The 3,889-nt window shown below is 44.8% G+C and carries 2 protein-coding genes and 1 rRNA gene; all 3 read right to left on the bottom strand.

The genetic code is table 11. From position 1 onward, the window contains the following. Positions 1-28 precede the first annotated feature (28 nt). Positions 29-1,492 carry a cation:proton antiporter gene (locus tag C6P11_RS10515; RefSeq protein WP_245299872.1) on the bottom strand — a complete coding sequence of 488 codons (1,464 nt, stop codon included), beginning with the start codon at positions 1,490-1,492 and terminating at the stop codon, positions 29-31. Between the two features lie 87 nt (positions 1,493-1,579). Further along, the gene (gene metG / locus C6P11_RS10520) at positions 1,580-3,574 is read right to left on the bottom strand and encodes a methionine--tRNA ligase (protein WP_135520936.1); all 1,995 of its coding nucleotides are present in this window, start codon (positions 3,572-3,574) and stop codon (positions 1,580-1,582) included. 178 nt (positions 3,575-3,752) lie between these two features. After that, positions 3,753-3,869, bottom strand: a 5S ribosomal RNA gene (rrf, locus tag C6P11_RS10525). Between the last annotated feature and the right edge of the window lie 20 nt (positions 3,870-3,889).

Here is a 3,889-nt window from a genome sequence, read left to right on the forward strand (position 1 = left end):
TTGGTTGTGCATCTCGACAAGAGACTGCTTAAATTCTGGTGAATATCGAATCATATAAAAAATGCTCCTCTGCTATTAGTTTACAGGGCAGAGAAAAATCTGTCCGTAAATCTAGCATAAGAGCAAATTGATCAATCACATTTCGCTTAACCGAGTTAGACACATCTAACCCTTCCACATATGACATGGCCGCATTAATCATAGCAATATGCGCTTCTGAATATTCGCTAGTGTCATACTCAGGCTTAATTTCAGGCAACATCCGTGGCAAAATCAACAATGGTGCCACCAAACTGACGATAATAACTGTCGCCGCAATCAGCAACAACATATCGCGGTGCGGAAAGGCCTGACCATTATCAAGCGTCAACGGCAATGAGAATGCCATCGCCATCGTCACTGTTCCGTGAACCCCACCCAAGGCAAAAATCCAAGCGTCGCGGTTTTTATGATCTTGATCAACCATTGATGACATCGGTGAGTCCTGATGAACGCGTTCAATCATAATATGACGGAAAGCCGCCATGACCCCGTAGATGGCCAGGCCAATTCCGATATACCCTAACCACGTCGTTAATGGTGAGTGAATATAAGTCTTAAATACGCGAACCAACGAAATACCAAGTAACACAAACACCAGTCCATTTAGGAGTTGTGACACAATCGTCGTCAGCTGGTTATTCAAGTTATTTAATTGCGATGACATAAACTGCGTGTGGTGCTTTTCTTCATTAGAGATGATTCCCATCACTACAACGGCGATAATACCTGACACGCCCGCATGTTCCGCTAGCCCGTACACCAGAATAGGTGACAAGAAATAAATCATCACGTGAGCAACCGTATCATCAAACTGCGCACGCAATAGATGTTGGCGAATATACAGTAACACCGCACCGGCAATCCCACCGACAACGGCGCCACCAATCGCCACAATTAGAAACTCTTCAAAACCATGGACGAATGAGAACGTGCCAGTGTTCATCCACAGCAATGCCAACTCCAACACAACTAGACCAGTTGCATCGTTAAACAACGACTCTAAGTTTAGAGCGCGACCGATACCCTTTGGCACCTCCAACCCATCTGTAACAGATTCTAGCGCCGTTGCATCAGTTGGCGTTACGATGGCAGCCAACGCCAGTGCCATAGGCAGTGCCCAACCAATCGCCCAGTGACCAAATAGCATTAGGACAACAACTGTCATAACAGCAATAGTACCTGCTAAGTTGATAATCGCTCTGAAATTCTTAGACACCAACCGCACGTTTGTTCGCTGACCTTCATAGAATAGCAAAGGGGCAATAATCAGCATCATAAACCATTCCGGATCAAGTTCAACAACTGACTTGCTGAGCATTGGAATGGTTGCCAAGATAATACCACCCAAAATCTGCCAGAACGCTTTCGGAATCCGTGGCATCACTTGTGACAGCAAATTAGCGACAACAATTGTCAAAATCATTGGCACCAATGTGTAAAATATTGTCATACTATCTTTCCTATCTTTTTTAATAGGTCTATTCTAACAAAAAGAGAGCAGCGTGATGTACACACCGCTCTCTTAATTTTTAAGTGATTAGCCTAGTTCTGAACCAGCTTCGATTTCATCTGGCAAAATCGTCAAGATAACGTTACCGTCCTTTTCAGCAGACAACAACATACCTTCTGACATTTCACCCATCATCTTGCGTGGCTTCAAGTTAGCAACGAAGGCAACCTTCTTACCAACCAAACCAGCGTATTCTGGGTACCACTTCTTGATACCTGACAAAATCGTGCGACCATCCTTAGTACCGTCGTTCAACTTGAAGCGCAACAACTTGTTTGACTTCTCAACTTCAGTCACTTCTAGGATTTCAGCAACACGCATCTCAACCTTGTCAAAGTCATCAAATTCAATCAAATCCTTTGTAGGGACTTCAATGTATGACTTCTCAGCTTCTTCAGCAGGCTTTGCGGCACCACCCGTCATCTCATCGCGGATGTAAGCCACTTCAGCATCAACATCAACACGTGGGAAGATTGGCTCACCCTTTTCAACAACCTTACCACCCGTTGGTAGGTCTTCAAACCTCAAATCAGCAATTTGCAAGTTTGATTCTGCCAAACCAAGTTGGTAGAAGATTTGCTTAGGTGCACGCGTCAAAGCAGGTTGCAACAAGATAGCCGCAACACGCAATGCAGCAGCCAAGTGGGCCATTACAGAAGCCAACTTATCTGCTTGTGCTTCATCCTTAGCCAACGTCCATGGCGTCGTCTCATCAATGTACTTGTTAGCACGTGAAATCAACTTCCAAACTTCAGCCAAAGCATCTGCTGTACGCAAACCAGCCATGTTTTCGTTGTAAGCCTTGATAACATCGTTAGCCGTTTGAACCAAATCAGCGTCAAATTCAGTTGCACCTGTGTTAAGTGCAGGAATAACACCGCCTTCGTACTTGTTAATCATCGCAACAGTACGGTTCAACAAGTTACCCAAATCGTTAGCCAAGTCGTAGTTCAACTTTGAAACGAAATCTTCAGGTGTAAAGATACCATCGTTACCGTATGGCATTGCACGCAACAAGTAGTAACGAACAGCATCGATACCGTAACGATCAGCCAATGTGTCAGGGTACACAACGTTACCCTTAGACTTTGACATCTTACCATCACGCATCGTCAACCAACCGTGTCCCAACACTTGCTTAGGTAATGGCAAGCCCAAGGCGTGCAACATAATTGGCCAGTAAATCGTGTGGAAACGAACAATTTCCTTACCTACCAATTGCACATTTGCTGGCCAGAACTTATCGAACAAAGTCGTATCGTCTGAACCATATCCAAGCGCCGTAATGTAGTTTGACAAAGCGTCAATCCACACGTAAACAACGTGCTTAGGGTCAGATAGAACTGGAACACCCCACTTGAACGCCGTACGCGTTACGGCCAAGTCTTCAAGACCAGGCTTGATGAAGTTATTAATCATCTCGTTCATACGAGACTCAGGTTGGATAAATTCTGGGTGTGACTTGTAGTAGTCCAACAACCAGTCAGCGTACTTTCCCATACGGAAGAAGTATGACTCTTCCTTAACCAACTCAACTTCGTGACCAGATGGTGCCTTACCACCGATGACGTTGCCGTCTTCGTCGCGGTAAACTTCAGCCAATTGTGACTCAGTAAAGTACTCTTCGTCATCAACTGAGTACCAACCTTCATATTCACCTTTGTAGATGTCATCTTGATCCAAGAATTGTTGGAAAATCTTTTGGATAGCCTTCTCGTGATACTCGTCCGTCGTACGGATGAATCCGTCGTTGGTAATATCCAAGTCTGCCCACAACTTCTTGATATCTGCAGCCATGCCGTCAACGTATTGTTGTGGCGTCATGTTTAGCTTTTCAGCCTTTTGCTCAATCTTCAAACCGTGTTCGTCAGTTCCCGTCAAGAAGTAAACATCTTCATTCAACAAACGGTGGTAACGCGCAGCCGCATCAGCCAACACCGTTGTGTAAGTGTTACCGATGTGCAACTTACCAGATGGATAGTAAATTGGCGTCGTAATGTAGAATGTGTTCTTATCTGCCATTTTTCTTATACCTCCCGCCACTACGAATGGGTAGGGCGTCATTTTTTGATTGCGAGACCATCCCGCAATGTCTGTTGTTTATTATAACAAAGTTTAGGAAGCCCCGCTTAAGTTATATTGCGGACTTCAACCGCAATGTGCACAAAAAAACCGTACCATTTCTGGTACGGCTTACGTTGCATCGCGACGTCCTATCCTCGCAGGAAGCGATCCTCCAACTACTTTCGGCGCTATTGAGCTTAACTTCTGTGTTCGGTATGGGAACAGGTGTGACCTCAATGCCATCATCACGACACGTTATTTAATTGAGAAAAT

Source organism: Weissella confusa (genome assembly GCF_004766315.1).
GTDB classification, from domain to species: Bacteria; Bacillota; Bacilli; order Lactobacillales; family Lactobacillaceae; genus Weissella; species Weissella confusa_A.